Annotated in this window: 15 protein-coding genes and 1 pseudogene; 9 read left to right on the top strand and 7 right to left on the bottom strand. The window is 59.2% G+C overall.

Features of this window, described 5'->3' with window-relative positions; genetic code table 11:
• Positions 1 to 41: 41 nt before the first annotated feature.
• A complete protein-coding gene (locus KI797_RS12855; RefSeq protein WP_226169605.1) occupies positions 42 to 1,001 on the bottom strand; it encodes a hypothetical protein in 960 nt (319 codons plus the stop codon).
• A gap of 175 nt (positions 1,002 to 1,176) precedes the next feature.
• Between KI797_RS12855 and thiI the strand changes: the two genes are divergently transcribed.
• A complete protein-coding gene (thiI, locus tag KI797_RS12850) occupies positions 1,177 to 2,625 on the top strand; it encodes a tRNA uracil 4-sulfurtransferase ThiI (protein ID WP_226169603.1) in 1,449 nt (482 codons plus the stop codon).
• Between the two features lie 75 nt (positions 2,626 to 2,700).
• Here thiI and KI797_RS12845 read toward each other — a convergent pair whose 3' ends face one another.
• Together KI797_RS12845 and KI797_RS12840 are read right to left on the bottom strand one after the other, a co-directional pair.
• The gene (locus KI797_RS12845) at positions 2,701 to 3,093 is read right to left on the bottom strand and encodes a hypothetical protein (RefSeq protein WP_226169601.1); all 393 of its coding nucleotides are present in this window, start codon (positions 3,091 to 3,093) and stop codon (positions 2,701 to 2,703) included.
• Positions 3,094 to 3,194: 101 nt separating this feature from the next.
• Positions 3,195 to 3,827 carry a trimeric intracellular cation channel family protein gene (locus KI797_RS12840; protein WP_103858576.1) on the bottom strand — a complete coding sequence of 211 codons (633 nt, stop codon included), beginning with the start codon at positions 3,825 to 3,827 and terminating at the stop codon, positions 3,195 to 3,197.
• A gap of 418 nt (positions 3,828 to 4,245) precedes the next feature.
• On the opposite strand from KI797_RS12840, the gene KI797_RS12835 reads away from it, so the two are divergent.
• The 7 genes from KI797_RS12835 (at position 4,246) to fliB (ending at position 9,869) form a co-directional block, all read left to right on the top strand.
• Positions 4,246 to 5,064 carry a flagellin N-terminal helical domain-containing protein gene (locus tag KI797_RS12835; protein ID WP_226169599.1) on the top strand — a complete coding sequence of 273 codons (819 nt, stop codon included), beginning with the start codon at positions 4,246 to 4,248 and terminating at the stop codon, positions 5,062 to 5,064.
• Positions 5,065 to 5,100: 36 nt separating this feature from the next.
• Positions 5,101 to 5,556: a flagellar protein FlaG gene (locus KI797_RS12830; RefSeq protein WP_226169597.1), complete on the top strand. Its 456-nt coding sequence runs from the start codon at positions 5,101 to 5,103 to the stop codon at positions 5,554 to 5,556.
• A 28-nt stretch (positions 5,557 to 5,584) separates the two neighbouring features.
• Positions 5,585 to 6,967 (top strand): flagellar filament capping protein FliD, encoded by a 1,383-nt coding sequence (fliD, locus tag KI797_RS12825; protein ID WP_226169595.1) that lies wholly within the window; start codon positions 5,585 to 5,587, stop codon positions 6,965 to 6,967.
• Between the two features lie 25 nt (positions 6,968 to 6,992).
• Positions 6,993 to 7,418: a flagellar export chaperone FliS gene (fliS, locus tag KI797_RS12820; protein ID WP_226169593.1), complete on the top strand. Its 426-nt coding sequence runs from the start codon at positions 6,993 to 6,995 to the stop codon at positions 7,416 to 7,418.
• Positions 7,415 to 7,729 carry a hypothetical protein gene (locus tag KI797_RS12815; RefSeq protein ID WP_226169591.1) on the top strand — a complete coding sequence of 105 codons (315 nt, stop codon included), beginning with the start codon at positions 7,415 to 7,417 and terminating at the stop codon, positions 7,727 to 7,729. Before fliS ends, KI797_RS12815 begins: the two co-directional genes overlap by 4 nt.
• A gap of 159 nt (positions 7,730 to 7,888) precedes the next feature.
• Positions 7,889 to 8,548: a hypothetical protein gene (locus KI797_RS12810; RefSeq protein ID WP_226169589.1), complete on the top strand. Its 660-nt coding sequence runs from the start codon at positions 7,889 to 7,891 to the stop codon at positions 8,546 to 8,548.
• 151 nt (positions 8,549 to 8,699) lie between these two features.
• On the top strand, positions 8,700 to 9,869 hold the full coding sequence (gene fliB / locus KI797_RS12805; RefSeq protein WP_226169587.1) for a flagellin lysine-N-methylase: 1,170 nt from the start codon (positions 8,700 to 8,702) through the stop codon (positions 9,867 to 9,869).
• 99 nt (positions 9,870 to 9,968) lie between these two features.
• On the opposite strand, the gene KI797_RS12800 is transcribed toward fliB, so the two are convergent.
• The 4 genes from KI797_RS12800 to KI797_RS12785 form a co-directional block, all read right to left on the bottom strand.
• Positions 9,969 to 10,832 (bottom strand): cobalamin-binding protein, encoded by an 864-nt coding sequence (locus tag KI797_RS12800; protein WP_226169585.1) that lies wholly within the window; start codon positions 10,830 to 10,832, stop codon positions 9,969 to 9,971.
• Positions 10,825 to 11,757, bottom strand: coding sequence for a cobalamin biosynthesis protein CobD/CbiB (locus KI797_RS12795; protein ID WP_226169583.1), 933 nt, complete (start codon positions 11,755 to 11,757; stop codon positions 10,825 to 10,827). The genes KI797_RS12800 and KI797_RS12795 overlap by 8 nt, the downstream gene beginning before the upstream one ends.
• Positions 11,758 to 11,783: 26 nt before the next feature.
• Positions 11,784 to 12,476 (bottom strand): 5'-methylthioadenosine/S-adenosylhomocysteine nucleosidase, encoded by a 693-nt coding sequence (gene mtnN / locus KI797_RS12790; RefSeq protein ID WP_226173113.1) that lies wholly within the window; start codon positions 12,474 to 12,476, stop codon positions 11,784 to 11,786.
• 141 nt (positions 12,477 to 12,617) lie between these two features.
• Positions 12,618 to 13,547 (bottom strand): ZIP family metal transporter, encoded by a 930-nt coding sequence (locus tag KI797_RS12785; protein ID WP_226169581.1) that lies wholly within the window; start codon positions 13,545 to 13,547, stop codon positions 12,618 to 12,620.
• Positions 13,548 to 13,870: 323 nt separating this feature from the next.
• On the opposite strand from KI797_RS12785, the pseudogene KI797_RS12780 reads away from it, so the two are divergent.
• Positions 13,871 to 15,502: pseudogene (locus KI797_RS12780) on the top strand (methyl-accepting chemotaxis protein).
• Positions 15,503 to 15,528 lie beyond the last annotated feature (26 nt).

Genomic DNA, 15,528 nt, shown 5'->3' with positions numbered 1-15,528 from the left:
GGCGACAATATTTTGACGGCAGCCTCTGTGCCTAAGCTGGCTCAGGGTTTGACCTGACCCAGCCGGGTAAAGAAGTGCTGGCTCTTGCGCTGGTGGAAGTGGCTCTTCTTGATGGGATGGAAGACCAGAGTGCTGTCGGGACGACTCTCCTTGAGCCTGTGGATCATCGCGATGGCGGGCAATGAGCAGCTGACCAAGGTGGTTAGTGGCAGGCTGCGGGTTTCCGGGCCCAGCAGCTGGTTGAGCCCCTGCTGCGCCTGCTCGAAGCGGGCCAGTACCTCAGGGTCGGCGTAGCCGCTGCCAAGCATGGCGAGCAGGGCATCCAGAGCCTGGTGGAAGGCCGCCAGCTGCTGGCGAAAACCGCTGCGCCCGCGCAGGGCAATCAGTTCCGCAAAGGAGATGTCGGCGAGGTGAGTGGGCACTTGCAGCGGGATCTCGAGGTGGAAGCAGTCCTGGCCTCCCCTGTTGTGGTAGCGGGATTCGAGCAGGTGAAGCAGCCGGTCCAGATAGTCGTGATCCGTGATGAGGGCCCCCTCATTGGCGAGTGCCCACTCACGGGCGAGGCGCATGGAGAGCAGGTTGGCAAAGCGCCGCGCCATTCTTATCCCCCCTTCATCCTGCGTCGCAAAGCCCTGAGTCAGGCAAAAGCCGTGCAGCCGCTCCAGACCTGCTTGAGCGGGGCAGAAGCAGTCGTGGTTGGGGATCAAACGCCAGCGAGTGATCAGCTCCTTGTTGCCAAACACCTTGTGGCGGACGAAGTCGGGGGCGACAAGGCCGGTGATCTGACTCTCGATCTGGGGTGTGATGGCGGCAAAGAAAGCGGGCTCGGGCGGCTCGGCCAGCAGGTCGCTCTGCTGGCGCAGGGTATCGAGCAGGGCGGTGAGGCCGCTCTTCTCGCTGACGGTGAAGACGAAGGCGAGCCGCTCCAGATAGATAAGAGCAAACTTGAGCCAGAGTTCATCCCGTACTTCCATGCCGGGGTAGTAGATGTGGGTCTTCATCGGATCGTCAGGGTTCAAGCCGGTGGCCAAGGCGCAGGCTCGGGAATATACGCAAGATTGCCGCCTTGCGGCAAACATTGCGTGGGAAAATATGCCGTCGCCTGGCCAGTAGGCGCTGGCGCCAAACTTCTGATATAATTCGCGCCCTTAAATCAAGGCCACCCGAGTCAATACCATGAAGTTCATTATCAAGCTGTTCCCCGAAATCACCATCAAGAGCAAGTCAGTGCGTCAGCGTTTCACCAAGATGCTGCAGGGCAACATTCGCAACGTGTTGCGCCGCTTTGACGAAGACGCCCGCGTGCGGATGGATTGGGACAAGCTGGTAGTGAGCTCCCGCAACGATCAGTTCCACGCCCGGTATCTCGAGACCCTGGCCTGTATCCCGGGCATTCAGTACTTCCTCGAAGTGAAGCTGAGCAACTTTACCGATCTGCACGACATCTTCGAGCAGACCCGCGCCGTCTGGGGCGATCGCCTGAAAGGCAAGACCTTCTGCGTGCGCGCCCGTCGCGTCGGCAAGCACGACTTCAGCTCCCTTGAGCTGGAGCGCTATGTGGGTGGCGGCCTCAACCAGCACTGTGAAACCGCCGGTGTGCGCCTTAAAAAACCCGATATCCAGGTCAACCTGGAAGTGGAAAACGACGAGCTCTACATCATCAGTGCGGTCCACCACGGCATGGGAGGCTTCCCCATGGCGACCCAGGAGGACGTGTTGAGCCTGCTCTCCGGCGGGTTTGACTCGGGCGTCGCCTCCTTCCAGTTCATCAAGCGCGGCTGCCGGGTGCACTACTGCTTCTTCAATCTGGGGGGCGCCGCCCACGAGATCGGCGTCAAGCAGGTGGCCTATCACCTGTGGAACCGTTTCGGCTCCTCCCACCGGGTGCGCTTCACCGCGGTGGACTTCGAGCCCGTAGTGGCCGAGATCCTCGAGAAGATCGACAACGGCCAGATGGGGGTGGTGCTCAAGCGGATGATGATGCGTGCCGCTGCCAAGGTGGCCGACGAGTTCCAGATCCCGGCCCTGGTGACCGGCGAGTGCGTTGGCCAGGTTTCCAGCCAGACCCTCACCAATCTGAACGTCATCGACCGGGTGACCGACAAGGTGATCCTGCGCCCGCTCATCACCTGGGACAAGCCGGACATCATCAGCGAAGCCCGCCGCATCGGCACCCTGGAGTTCGCGGAGACCATGCCGGAGTATTGCGGCGTGATTTCCAAGAAGCCGACCGTGAAGGCCGAGCTCTCCCGCATCGAGGCGGAAGAGGAGAACTTCGACTTTGCCATTCTGGACAAGGTGGTGGCCGAGGCCCGTTACCTCGACATTCGTCGCATCGGTGAAGAGACCGTCGCCGAGGTGCAGGAGGTGGAGACCACCGCCGAGAGCGGTGACGACGGGGTGATCCTGGACATTCGCTCCATGGAGGAGCATGACGACAAGCCGCTGGTGGTGGAAGGGCGCGAGATCATGCATATCCCCTTCTTCAAGCTGGCCACCGCCTTTGGTGACCTGCCGAAAGAGAAGACCTACCTGCTCTATTGCGATCGTGGCGTGATGAGCAAACTGCAGGCGCTTTACTTGAAAGAGAAGGGCTTTGCCAACGTCAAGGTCTACCGTCCGTGATGTGACGGCAAGACGCGTATAAAAAATCCGGCCAAGGCGCCGGATTTTTTATTTCACTCGGATGAAGGTAGATGCTCAGGGGCAGGGGACCGGGGTGAAGGTTTCCTGACCCTGACAGCGCCAGCCCATCTCGGCCTGACGCATCTGCCACAGGTTGTTGCTGCGAAACAGGGTCAGGATGTAGAGCATGTCGCTACGCTGGCCATCAAGGGCCACCGAGAGCACCAGATCGTTGTCCAGCTGCTGAGCATGGATGCGGGTGGGTACATCTTTATGGCCCACGAAGCGGCGAGCCACTTCGCGATAGTCGTTGACCCAGCCCTGCTGACTGTTGCCCGCCTGACGGATCTGCTGGTTGAACTGCTGCACCGGGGTGGATGCCAGGCGTCCGAACAGGGCCTGCGCCCCCGCATGAGCCGCTGCCACCATCATCAGAACAAGCGTGGTAATGAGCCCAAGTTTTTGCATGAGGTAATCCGGCTTGAAACGACCACTCTATGACAACAGAAAAGCGAGCTTGGTTCAATCTTGCCCCTGCAAGGGTGGGATCTCGCCCACTCTGAGGCTTCTCAATTGCGCTGCAGCGAGAAGGTGGGCAGGGAGAGATGCCAGTAGATGGCCGCCACGCGCAGGCCGAATACCCCCAGCATGCTGATGAGCATGGCGCTGACCCTGTCTACCCCGACCTCCAGTGACAGGGTATAGAGGATGCCCCCGAGGATGCAGGCGGTGGCGTAGATCTCCTTTTGCAGCACCATGGGCACTTCCCGGGCCAGCACGTCCCGGATCATGCCGCCAGCCACCCCTGTCATGGTGCCCATGAGGACGGCAATCAGCCCGGAGGTGCCGAAATTGAGCGCCTTCTGGGCGCCGATCACGGTAAAGAGTGCGAGACCGAAGGCGTCCGCCACCGGCAGCACATACCAGGGCATGCGGCGGGGCAACTTGACCATCCACATGCCGAGGAGGGCCGTGGCGATGACCACCCAGATATAGAGGGGATCGCGCACCCAGAAGACCGGGGTCGCCCCCAGGATCATGTCGCGGATGGTGCCGCCCCCGATGGCGGTCACCGCAGCCAGCACCATGACACCAAAGCCATCCATCCTGAGCCGCCCGGCCACCAATACCCCCGAAAACGCGAATACCGCAGTACCAAACATGTCGCTGATGTAAACAATCTGCTCAACCAGAGTCTGCATGGAGAACAACTCACGTCCAATAGATGATGGGGCGGCGATTTTAGGGGCAAGCCGTGGGGATGAACAATGGAGGAGTGCAAAAGTGAGAGCCAGCGCCGGTTTCTGAATAAGGGGTTGAGGTAGGCAAGTGGGCAGCATCAGGCCGCAATACGGCCATGGTGGGATTCAGTACAGATTTATCCTCTTTGAGGTGAAAAATGTTCTAAAGCATCGGGCTGTGGTGCCGTTACTAAAGGGGAAGCAAATGGAAGGGTGTCAGGAAGTCCAACTTTTTGCAGTGCTGCGGATCTGGTCATCACCACGTTGAATCAGGTCTGCCTCAGTTGCCGGCAGCGGATTGGCCCTGCGGACTGAAGAGGGATCTCAATCGCCGTGCGCCCTGGGATCCGCAGTTTTAGACTTATCAGGAGAATTCATTATGTCCATGTACATCAGCACCAACGTCTCGTCCCTCAATGCCCAGCGTAATCTCGCGAACTCTGGTAAGTCGCTGGATACCTCCTATACCCGCCTCGCTTCCGGCCTGCGTATCAATAGTGCCAAGGACGATGCGGCCGGCCTGCAGATCTCCAACCGGATGACCGCCCAGATCAACGGTCTGGACCAGGGTAACCGCAACGCGAATGACGGTATCTCCCTGGCCCAGACCGCGGAAGGGGCCATGGAGGAGGTGACCGGCATGCTGCAGCGTATTCGTACCCTGGCCCAGCAGTCTGCGAACGGTACCAACTCAGCTGATGATCGCACTGCACTGCAAGCAGAGGTGACCCAGCTGACCAAAGAAATTGATCGTATCGCCAAGGACACCACCTTTGCAGGTACCAAGTTGTTTAATGATGGCCAGTTTGATTTCCAAGTCGGCCCTGATGGCACCAGTGAGGTTATTGGTTTCAAACTGGAGAAGATGGATATGACCACCCTTGGTAAGGCGACGATTGATATTAGTACTGCGGCCTTGTCTAAGACTGCCATGGGCGATGTGGATAACATGATTAAAAAGGTTGATGCTAAGCGCGCCGAACTGGGTGCGGTGCAAAACCGGTTGGACTCCACCGTTCGCAACCAGTCCAATATCTCGGAAAACGTCAGCGCCGCTCGCTCCCGTATCCGCGATGCGGACTTCGCGACCGAGACTGCGAACATGACCAAACAGAACATTCTGCAGCAGGCTGCCTCCAGCATCCTGGCCCAGGCCAACCAGCGTCCGCAGTCGGCCCTGTCGCTGCTGGGTCGCTAAATCGGTCCTGATTAACCTCTGAATAAGGAGCGGCAGATGGCCAATGAACCCATCGTCATGGCTTCTACCTCGACGCTCACTTCCCATGGCGGCCCTCGGGCCGCCATGCCTGTTTCTGCGCCATCGGCCTCTGCTGAGGAGCAAACCGTCGAGCAGGTAAGCGCCGACCTGGCAAACAAGACTGCGAAGGAAGAGCCTTCGAAGGCCACAGCGTCGTCATCCAAGAATAATGATGAAACAGAAAAACAGGCCCAAGAATTGCAAGAGAAGCTGACCAGCTTGGGCAAACTAAAGGGGTGGGCTATCCATTTCAGTCTGGTGCCCGAGTTTGACCGACCGGTAATCCAGGTGATCGATGCCGAGACCAGGCAGGTGATCCGCCAGATCCCGAGCGAGGAGATCCTCCAGATGAACAAGCGGCTACAGGAGATGGGGAAGAATCAGGGCGATGGTTCCGGCCTCTCCGGGCTGCTGTTCGACGGTCAGGTATAGGTTTTTAACGAGATAAGAGGAGCATGTTATGGCGATTACCTCCGCCGGAGCGGGGTCGGGCATCGATCTCGAGAGCGTGATCACGGCGAGCGTGGCCGCCAGGAAGGCGCAGTTGCAGCAGCCCATCACGACCAAGCAAACCAGCACCAATATCACCTTGTCTGGCATAGGCCAGCTCAAGTCCTCCCTCACCGCCTTCACCGATATTTTGGATACCTTGAGCAAACCCGGTGCCTTCAACAAGCGGGCCATCAATATCACCCAGAATAAAGATGATCCTGTGCTGGCAGTGGAGAGCAAGAGTGGCACCTCGAACGGCCAGTACAATATCACCGTCAACAAATTGGCAACCACCAGCCGCCAGGAAGGGATCTTTGACAGCTCGACCGTGCCGCTTGTCACCCAGGATGGCCAACTGACCTTCAAGGCGGGGGACAAGGAGTTCACGGTCGACGTCAAGGCGGGGGATACCCTGCAAAACATCCGCAAGCGCATCAACAACCATGGCGACAACTTCGGGCTCAGTGCCAACATCGTCAACATCGCAGACGGCAGTGCCAAGCTGGTCATCGACTCGGGCGTGTCGGGGGATGGCAAGGATCTGGTCATCACGGGTAGCACGACCGAACTGCAAGATAAGTTCACGGGCAAAATGGCAGAGACGCAACAGGCGTCCAGCGCCGAGATCCTGGTCGATGGCAATGTGCTCAAGAGCGATACCAATGTCTTCGATGACGTCATTCAGGACCTGAAGCTGACCGTGTTGCGGGTCTCCGACACCGACAGCAATGGCGACCTCAAGTCCAACAAGGTAGATATCACCACCGACAAGACCGCCATCGAAGAGACGGTGCAGAAGTTTATCGATGGCTACAACGCGCTGCAGGAGAAACTGAGCGGCTTGGGCAAGCGCAACAGCATCGTCGGTGGTGTGCGTCAGGATGATGGCGGGGCCCTGGCGGGAGATTCCGTTACCCGGGCCATCAGCAACTTCATGACCAACGTCATTACCAACCCGGGCGGCACCAGCACCACCTATTCCACCATCTTCGAGCTCGGCGTCAAGATGGACAACAAGGGCAAGCTCTCCCTCGATAAAGAGAAATTTGGCGAGGCGGTCGACAAGAACTTCGATCAGGTGGCGGGCCTGCTTGGGGGAGATCAGGGGTTGGCGGCGACCCTGACCAAGGGTCTGAAGGAGTACACCAAGTCAGGGGGCATGCTGGCGCAACGGACCGATACCCTTAATTCAGATCTGCGCAGCCTGAGTCAGAAACAGGCCACCACCAATGAGCAGCTGGTTAAATATGAAGCCGCCTTGCGCGCCCAATACGGCAGCCTGGATGCCCTGCTCGTGAAAATGAATAACTCAGCGGCAGCACTGTCAGCATTGCAAATAAACAATAACTGAGAGTGATATTTCGAGGACCCATGTTATGTACCACCGTAATCTGAAGGCATATAAGACAACCAGTATCGAAGCGGACCTGGTGGTTGCGGATCCCCATAGGGTCATTCAGCTGATGATGCAAGGACTTCTGGAGTGCCTCGCACAGGCGAAGGGAGCCATAGAGCGCAAGGACATGGAGGCAAAGGCCAGAACCATCTCCAAGGCTCAGGGACTGGTGCATGGCCTTCAGGATGCTCTGGATATGACACAAGGGCAGATCGCGGAGGATCTGTTTGCGCTCTATGCCTATATGGATGAGCGTATCTGGGAGGCCAGCGTGCGGCGTGACGTTCAGCCCCTCGATGAGGTCATGACACTGATGTTGACGATCAAGTCGGCTTGGGATCAAATCACCGACGCTGATAAGCAGCAGGGTTTCCAGCTAAGGCAAGCGTCAGGGAGTGTGCTGTGAATGAGCTGAACGCTTATGACGATGCGTTGAGCGATAATATCGCGACCCTGCAGCGATTATTGGCGAGCCATCAATATGAAGAGGCCTTGGCTTGTATGGATGAGCGTCTGGCGCTCATCAGGGCATTGACGGACTTTTCTCGGCAGCAGAAGATGGCGTCAGCGGAAATGGCTACCTTGGTCAGAGACCAACTAGCAAAAGAAGAGAGGCTGAGAAGTCTGGCTGAAACGTTTAAGAATGAGATTGCCATGCAGCTAGTGACCCTTGGCAGGGTCAACAAGGCAAAGTCTACTTATGATGGGAATAGGTAAGCTCTGGCCAGCCGAGACAGCGTGTTGCTTTGTTTGATATTTGATAAAAGTCACGACCGCCAGTGATGAATCATTCGTACTGTTTAGATTGTCGAGTATTCATCTTACTTTTCTGATATGAAGTGAACATGAATCGTACGCAAGCACTTAGGTTTTTATATGCCCTCATTTATTGTTGAGTTTTGGTCAAGCATCTTTGGCATACTGGCGAAAGTGTCGGTATTCACACTGGTAAGGAAACTGTTCCCCTCAGCAATCACCGCTCGATTTGTCGATTGTTGGGTGCTGAGTCACCTCGTCCTGTCCATGGTGGCGGTAGTGGTCGCCGTCTACTCACCCTATCCTGTGATGGGATACCTTTTTATGGGGTATGGGTTTCTTCGAACCTTTGAGATCGTCGTGTACCAGACGAACGTCTTGCTGTTTGATGAATATCGGGTAGTAAAAGCGGGCGGTGAATACCGACTTGAGGGTTACCGTCGTATCGTATTGTTGTTGCTGCATAATTACTTCGAGATCATTCTTTGGCTTGCGTGCACATATACGGTGATGGCCGCTGATTTCGAACATAAATGGCAGCCAGGCACAGGCACTGTCTTTGGTGGTATTTATAGCAGTTTTATCACAATGACCTCATTTGGTGATTTCGATTTATTACCAAAAAGCACTATGGCCGCTTCTGTGTTGTTGTTTCACGCGACTGTCGGTTTGTTCATGACACTGCTAAGTCTGGCCAGATTTATCAGCCTGATACCTGCGCCGAAGACACGTGATCTCATAGAAATGAAACAAATGGGAAGTTCCAACGATAGCCAGTAACTAAGGGTGGGATCAATAAGGATTTTAGCTCTGCCCTAATACCCATTAGGTGATGATGGCCTGCTATGTAGGCATGCACTTTGCATTTTAATAAAACCTACGTTCTTGAAAGAGGTAGGTGAATCCGAATTATTTTCTTGAGGACACCATCATGGCTCATACCCTGGTAACCCCCAGATATTACCAAGATTTTCAATGTATTGGCGACAAGTGTGAGGATAATTGCTGCCATGGATGGACGATTTCGATAGACAAGAAGACTTACCGTAATTATGTCAGTCATCCGGATCAGCTGATCCAAAGCACGGCCAAGCAGCATATTGAGAAAGTGAAAAAATCAGACGCTCACTGGGGGACTATCCGCATGGATGAGTCTGGCGCCTGTCCCTTTCTGGATGATGTTGGATTATGCAATGTGCATAAGAAGATTGGTGCAGAGGCACTGAGCCACACCTGTAAGACCTACCCCAGGCAACTGCAGCAATTTGGTGTCCAGCACAGGCGCAGCCTGATGCTCTCCTGCCCGGAGGTGAGCAGGCAGGTACTCTTGAATCCAGATGCCATGGTGGTTGATGTCACCCCATTCAAGGGGCAGGTCAGGCCCTCTCCCGTGCCCAGCACCATTGATACCCTGCATTCATTGAGTATCGATTTACTGCTTGCCGACGGTATGACGATAGAAGATAAACTATGGCTGATCGGTATGTTGGTGCACAGGGATGAAAGCAAGGGCTCAAACCAGGCATTTATCGAGCAATTAATTCCCATGATCAATGATGGCCAGTTGAGCGCGGCGTTTTCTCAAATTCCTTTTATTGGTAAAGTGCAGTGGTGGGCCTTGCGTACCCTGACGCATTTGTTAGTACAAAACCAGCAACGTCGTGGAAGGGCTGTGATGCTCCGTTGCCTGAATAAAATAAATCAGGTGTTAGAGGGGGAGTTTAATGAGGACAAGCTGCTGCTGATACATAAAAGCTGGCACCAGAAGGTAGTGCCATTTTTGACGCAACGCCCCCATATTCAACAGAACTATCTGCTTTATCATGTCTATCACAATCAGTTTCCATCAGGATTTGATTCTCCTCAAATAGCTTATCAGCTTCTCATTGCGGACTATTTCTTGCTGCGCAGCTATTTATCCTTGATCGCGATAGATGAAGAAGCCCTTACCGAGCAAGATGTTACAGATCTGTTTTATAGCTATCATACACTTCGCCAACACAATCCCAAGTTCTTGACCGTATTGGCGCAAGGGCTGCAGCAATCAGGGCTGGCCAGCGATATTACACTTTATGCGCTATTAAAGACTGGCAATGATTAATGCAGGGAAAATATTTATCATCTCTATTATGGTAGAATCAACTCCCCCTTTATCTATGCAGATAGATGTGATTCTGAAAGTTGTTAATCAATGGCACTGTCATTGATTGCCTGGTAATTGATCTGCTTGAGAGGTCACCGCCGATAGTTTTATCGCCTCACACAGCTGCTCCACCGCATTGAGGGCCCTCGGGGTGAAGCGGTGCAGCTCATCGGGGTTGATGAGGACGAGCCGCTGCTGCCTGACGGCATCCAGCATGGGCCACTGATGCCAGTGGGCCAGCACGGCGGGATCCCGGCTACCGGCCAGGATGAGATCCGGGTTGGCCTTGATCACCTGCTCCAGCCCGACCTGGGGATAGGGGGAGCTGGCATCGGCCATGATATTGCGGCCACCGCAGAGCCTGATGGCGCGGCCCGGCCAGGTCGAGTCGTTGACGCTGGTGAGCGGTGGATACCAGAGCTGATAGAAGACCGAGACCGGCTTGGGCTTGCCGTAGCGCTGCTTCAGGGCATCGAGCCTGGCCAGATAGGCGTCGGCCTGCTGGTCGGCCTTCTGCCGGGTGCCGAGCAGGCGCCCCAGGCTGCGCATCTCGTCGGCCAGGGAGGCAAAGTCGGTGGGCTCCGAGTAGAAGACGGGAATGCCGAGCTTCTCGACGGGGGCCAGCATGCGGGACTGGGCCGAGCGCCAGGCCACCACCAGATCCGGCTTCTGGGCCAGCAGCGCCTCCAGGTTGATGCTGCGATAGTTGGCGACCCGTGGCAGGGGCGCCACCTCGGGGGGGAAATCGGAGGCATCGTCGGTTGCCACTATGCGATCCCCAGCCCCCATGTCGTACAGCAGCTCGGTCAGGTGAGGCGTGAGACTGATGATGCGTTGCGGGGTGGCCGCCGCGCCGGACAGGGCCCAGCCGAGCAGGCACAGCAGCAGGCAGAGGGGGCGAAGGGGGAAGCGGTCAGCCATGGGTCAGTGCCATCAGGGTCAGGATCAGCGAGAGCCCGAGCCAGCCCCAGCCGATCAGCAGCAGGCGCTGGAGCAGGCGCCGAGGCAGGGTGGCGTCGGGCTCGCTCCCATCGCCCAGCACCGGGAGGCGTACCAGCTGGCCCTGATAGTAGCGGGGACCCCCGAGGCGGCTGCCCGTGCTCTGTGCCAGCAGGCTGAGCAGGGCGCCCATGGCCGGATAGGGCCAGCGCAGGGCAAGGCGCAGCTTGCCCCCAAGCTGGCGCAACCGGGTCAGCGCAAGCGGGAGCGCCAGCAGCAGTATGGCGGGGGCGCAGAGCCCCTGATAGAGCGCACTGGCGGCGCGGCCGAAGTGGAGGAACTCGGTCTGCTTCGGGCTCCAGGCCTGATTCATCAGCTGGGAGAGGCGCCAGAGCAGGGCCCCCTGCACCCCGGCCAGGGCAAAGCCCAGCAGGGGGCCGGCCCATTGCCCCACGAGGCGCAGCACGCAGGTTTCGCTCACCGCCTTGTTCAATCCCATCACCGACAGGGCGCCCGTCTCTCGTCTGAGCCAGCTTGCTGCCTGCAACCTCGCCACCACCAGCGTCTCCTGGGTTGCCAGGGCGCGGCTCGCCTGGGCGAGCTCCCGCAGCGGGCGTGATTCCAGCATCAGCAGCAGAAACAGCAGGTCGAACAGGGGTTCAGACAGGGAGAGGTTGCGCACCGCCCAGAGGCCGGCGGCGCAGGGCACCCAGACCACCAGCAGGGCCAGCAGCCCCGCCTGACGTTGCTGGCTGGGCGAACCGTCAGGGCGATACACCTTGTGGCCGAGGCGGGTCAGCAGCGACACGGCAGCGCCGGGCCTGAAACGCGCAGGCCAGGGCAGCAGGGCCTCCAGCAGGGCGGCACCCACCATGATGGCCGCCGTCGTCGAGGCGAGGGCGGTCATTAGGTCGTCCCAGGGAAGGGTGTCGATCACAGCTTGCCGAGCAGCGCGATGATCACCTCGGCGGAGTGTTGACCCGCCACCTCGATGAAGGCATCGAAGGATTCCACCTGCTCCTTGCCGGCGATGTCGGACATGGCGCGCACCACCAGATAGGGCACCTTGAACATATGGCATACCTGGCCAATGGCGGCCCCTTCCATCTCGACTGCCAGCATCTGCGGGAAGTCGGCGCGGGCTTTGGCGATGGCGTCCGGCTTGCACATGAACTGATCGCCGGTGCAGATGAGGCCGACCTTGGTCTGGTGCTTGCCTTGCTCGGCGATGCAGGCCTGGGCCAGGGCGATGAGCTTGTCATCGCAGGGGAAGGCGGCGGGCTGCTGGGCCATCTGACCCATCTCGTAACCGAAGGCGGTCACGTCCACGTCGTGGAAACGCATCTCGCTGGCGATCACCACGTCTCCGATGTGCAGATCCTGGGCAAAGCCGCCGGCGGAGCCGGTGTTGATGACGCAGTCGGGGGCAAATTTTTCCAGCAGCAGGCTGGTGGCGACGCTGGCGGCAACCTTGCCGATGCCGGAGCGGGTCAGGATCACCTCTTTACCGGCCAGACGGCCCTGATAGAACTCGCAGCCGCCCAGTTGCAGGGTGGTGGGTTCACTCAGCTGGCTGCGCAGCAGGGCAACTTCCTGCTCCATGGCGCCGATAATACCTACTTTCATCATCTACCTCGTTTCTCAGATCTTGTGCGGGCCCGGCCACACGCTGGGTAGCGGTGCCGAAAAAGTTGGCGGGGATGATAGCAAAAGATAACGGCGGCGCCGAGCGCCGCCGTTCGAATCAAGAGGGTAGGGGATTTCCGGTTAACCCAGAGCCGTATCCAGGGTCATCATCAGTGCAAAGCCTGCCATCAGACCCAGGGTGGCGTGGGTCTGGTGGCCGTTGCGGTGGGTCTCGGGGATCACCTCGTGAGAGACCACGAACAGCATGGCCCCTGCCGCGAGCCCCAGGCCAATGGGGTAGGCGATGGCCATACCGCTGGCAAGCCCGACCCCGAGCAGGGATCCGAGTGGTTCCAGCAGGCCGCTGCCGATGGCCACCAGCACGGCGACAGAAGGACGAAAGCCGGCAGCGCACATGGCGAGCGCCACCGCCAGCCCTTCGGGGATGTCCTGCAGGGCGATGGCGGTAGTGAGCGGCAGCCCCACCGCCATGTCCCCCTGGGAGAAGCTGACCCCGATGGCCATGCCTTCCGGCAGGTTGTGCAGGGCGATGGCAAACACGAACAGCCAGACCCGGGAGCAGCTCTCGTGGCCGGGGCCGCAGGGGCCTGTCTTGTCGTGCTCGTGGGGGGTGAACTGATCCAGCCCCAGCATCAGCAAGACCCCCAGGGTCATGCCAGCCACCACCACGGCGGCGGCGAGAAAGCCGTCTCCGGTGATCCCCTCGGCCGCCTCCAGTCCCGGCAGCAGCAGGGAGAAGGCGCTGGCCGCCAGCATCATGCCGGCGGCAAAACCCAGCATGGCGTCTTCCACCCGCTGGGGAACAGATCGCAGGAACAGGGCGGGCAGGGCGCCAAGCGCCGTAGCAGCAAACCCGGCGGCGCCGCCGATAAGGCCATAACGCACCCCGGGGCTGATGTCACCGGCCGCCAGCATGACGAGGCTCTGCAACAGGAGCAGCAGCACGGCGGCCAGGGCGAGCAGCAGCCCCAGGGCGACGAGGGGGCGATCCGCTATCTGCTCGCGCAGTTGGACTGACCAGGAGGGGCTGAGGGTCGACGCGTTATCCATGGGGCCTCGGGGGACTGTGGTTGGGAGAGACGAGAGCGCCATTACATAACCTGGCCCCCGGTTTGTCCATGCTCGCGGACCGATTGCGGCAATCGCCTCAAGTTTGTGGTCATCCGATCTTGTATCCCGGGCACATGCCAAATGACATGGCCCTGTGCAACACGAGAAGGATGAACGAGGGCGGCAGCTGTGGCAGGGGGCGCGCCTGTGAATGCGCTTCCCGTTCGTTCGCGTTGTTTCGTTTTCCCGTCAGGTGTCTCGGGTCACCACTTACACGGATGTGATCGCCCCTGCGTATCAGCAGTCGAGGATCACCGGCCAACATGTTTTGCAAGAACCTCTCCATCGGCACGAAGATTGCGGTGGTCTTTGCGGTTATTGCCGCCATCAACGTGATATTCGATCTTTTTCTCGCCAGCGAACAGCGTGGCATGCGGGATCGGGTGCTGAATTTCACCGATTCCACCCTGCCGAGCGTGATCTCGGTAGAGAACCTGCTCTACGACGTCTCCTATGTACGCCGCGCCCAGTTTGCCCTGCTGATGGTCGAGGATGCCTCCGATGTGCAGGCCCGTCGCGGCCGCATCCAGGAGAGCGTGGCCAAGGTTGAGCGCGCCCTTAGCGCCTATGAGGCCACCGTCGGGGCCGAGCATGAGCGCCAGGTGTTCAACCGGGCCAAGCAGCAGTGGCTGCACTACCTGAGCGCGGTCAACCGGGTCGACAGCCTGCTGGTGCAGGGACTCAAGGAGCAGGCCAGGGACGCGCTGTTCCAGTCCAACGGGAGCTACACCGAGCTGGAGCAGGGGGTCAATGCCCTGGTGGACGTTAACCTCGGCTTCGTCAAGGAGAACCGCGGCAGCCTGCTTGGCAGCGTCAACATGGTGACGACCTTCGCCACTGTGAGCATCGGCGCCCTGCTGCTGTTCATGGGGGTGATGACCTGGTTCCTCACGCGCCAGATCTGCCTGCCGTTACAGGCCGTGGTCGCCTAGGCCAATGCCATCGCGCAGGGGAACTTGACCCACAGGCTGGATCGCCAGCACATAGGGCAGGATGAGCTGGGCATGCTGGCCAGTGCCTTCCTCAAGATGCAGGACAACCTGCGCGGTCTCATCGAGGAGGTGGTCGCCGCCGTGACCCAGCTGGGGGCCGCCATCGAGGAGGTGAGCGCCGTCTCCGAGCAGTCGGCCCAGGGGATCCAGAGCCAGCAGCAGGAGATCTCCCTGGTGGCGACCGCCATGGCCCAGATGAAGGCGACGGTGGCCGATGTGGCGGGCAACACCGAGGTCGCCTCGGAATCAGCCAGCTCGGCCAATGCCCTGGCCCGTCGCGGCAATCAGGATGTGCAGGGCGCCCTGGTGGCCATCACCCGGGTTGCCGAGGAGATGGAGCAGGCGGGCACCCTAGTGGCGGAGCTGGAGCGCGAATCGGCCCAGATCAACCTGGTCGTGGACGTCATTCGCGGCATCGCCGATCAGACCAACCTGCTGGCGCTCAATGCCGCCATAGAGGCGGCCCGCGCCGGCGAGCAGGGGCGCGGCTTTGCGGTGGTGGCCGATGAGGTGCGCACCCTGGCGGGCCGTACCCAGGCCTCGACCGGCGAGATCGCCGCCATCATCGAAACCCTGCAGGCTCGTGCCAACCAGGCGAAGGCGGTGACCAGCCAGAGCTGCGAGATGATCCGCCAGTGCGTGAGCCAGAGCGAGCAGACCAGCTCGGGGATCCAGCAGATCGAGGAGGCGGTCGGTCAGATTGCCGACATGGCGATCCAGATCGCCAGCGCCTGCGGTGAGCAGGATGCGGTCTCCGACGAGCTGGGCCGCAACGTGGAGCGGATCAACGAGTCTTCCAACGAGGTGGCGACCGGTGCCGATCACACCGCCCGCGCCTGTCTGGAGCTGAGCCAGCTGGCGGCGAGCCTGCGCCAGACCATAGGCCGCTTCCGTCTCGCCTGATGGTGGACGGCTGGCAGAGTACCAAC

The organism is Aeromonas media, assembly GCF_020423125.1.
In the GTDB taxonomy this organism is placed as follows: Bacteria; Pseudomonadota; Gammaproteobacteria; order Enterobacterales; family Aeromonadaceae; genus Aeromonas; species Aeromonas media.
This window is presented reverse-complemented; position numbering and strand designations above follow the sequence as displayed.

Coding starts and splice junctions, on each gene's coding strand:
- KI797_RS12855 (WP_226169605.1), bottom strand. CDS start 1,001: ATGAAGACCCACATCTACTACCCCGGCATGGAAGTACGGGATGAACTC.
- thiI (WP_226169603.1), top strand. CDS start 1,177: ATGAAGTTCATTATCAAGCTGTTCCCCGAAATCACCATCAAGAGCAAG.
- KI797_RS12845 (WP_226169601.1), bottom strand. CDS start 3,093: ATGCAAAAACTTGGGCTCATTACCACGCTTGTTCTGATGATGGTGGCA.
- KI797_RS12840 (WP_103858576.1), bottom strand. CDS start 3,827: ATGCAGACTCTGGTTGAGCAGATTGTTTACATCAGCGACATGTTTGGT.
- KI797_RS12835 (WP_226169599.1), top strand. CDS start 4,246: ATGTCCATGTACATCAGCACCAACGTCTCGTCCCTCAATGCCCAGCGT.
- KI797_RS12830 (WP_226169597.1), top strand. CDS start 5,101: ATGGCCAATGAACCCATCGTCATGGCTTCTACCTCGACGCTCACTTCC.
- fliD (WP_226169595.1), top strand. CDS start 5,585: ATGGCGATTACCTCCGCCGGAGCGGGGTCGGGCATCGATCTCGAGAGC.
- fliS (WP_226169593.1), top strand. CDS start 6,993: ATGTACCACCGTAATCTGAAGGCATATAAGACAACCAGTATCGAAGCG.
- KI797_RS12810 (WP_226169589.1), top strand. CDS start 7,889: ATGCCCTCATTTATTGTTGAGTTTTGGTCAAGCATCTTTGGCATACTG.
- fliB (WP_226169587.1), top strand. CDS start 8,700: ATGGCTCATACCCTGGTAACCCCCAGATATTACCAAGATTTTCAATGT.
- KI797_RS12800 (WP_226169585.1), bottom strand. CDS start 10,832: ATGGCTGACCGCTTCCCCCTTCGCCCCCTCTGCCTGCTGCTGTGCCTG.
- KI797_RS12795 (WP_226169583.1), bottom strand. CDS start 11,757: ATGACCGCCCTCGCCTCGACGACGGCGGCCATCATGGTGGGTGCCGCC.
- mtnN (WP_226173113.1), bottom strand. CDS start 12,476: ATGAAAGTAGGTATTATCGGCGCCATGGAGCAGGAAGTTGCCCTGCTG.
- KI797_RS12785 (WP_226169581.1), bottom strand. CDS start 13,547: ATGGATAACGCGTCGACCCTCAGCCCCTCCTGGTCAGTCCAACTGCGC.